This is a genomic window from Burkholderia sp. DN3021 (genome assembly GCF_049805555.1).
In the GTDB taxonomy this organism is placed as follows: domain Bacteria; phylum Pseudomonadota; class Gammaproteobacteria; order Burkholderiales; family Burkholderiaceae; genus Burkholderia; species Burkholderia pyrrocinia_C.
Window position 1 is genome coordinate 1 of record NZ_JBNCAB010000276.1, and the last position, 552, is coordinate 552.

Below are 552 nucleotides of genomic sequence, written 5' to 3' on the forward strand. Positions count from 1 at the left end.
CGATGCAACGCTGCCCAGTCCAGCGCCGCGCCGCGCACGTACAGCGCCGCCGCGCTCTCCAGCATCTGCTCAACCTCCCCGCGTCCGGGGCGCAGGCTCGCCAGCAACACCATCTCGCTGTCCAGCCCCAGCGTCTGACGCGCCAGCGCCGTCAGCGTCGGACGCGCTCCGATCTCCAGCACCACATCCACGCCCTGCGCCGCCAGCGCCTCGATCCCCACGCCGAACCGCACCGGCGCGCGCGTATGCTCGACCCAATACCCCGCCGTCCCCACTTCCGCGCCCGCCATCGCGCCGCTCACGTTCGACACCAGCGGCAGTTGCGGCACCCACAGCCGCGTCGCCTTCAGCACCTCCTCGTACGCCCCCAGCATCGGCTCCACCAGCGGCGAATGAAACGCGTGCGAGCCCGGCAGCAGATCCGTGCGCACCCCGTCCTGCGCCAGCCGCGCACGCAGCGCCTCGATCTGCGCCGACGTCCCCGCCACCACCTGCTGCGACGGCCCGTTCAGCGCGGCGATCACCAGCCCGCCGCCCTGCTCCGCCAGCCGC

1 protein-coding gene is annotated in these 552 nt (G+C 73.6%); it reads right to left on the minus strand.

What is annotated here, in order from left to right; all coding sequences use genetic code 11:
* Nucleotides 1-552: acyltransferase domain-containing protein (locus tag ACPUER_RS37070; protein ID WP_425133616.1), on the minus strand; the 552-nt coding region annotated here is incomplete at both ends.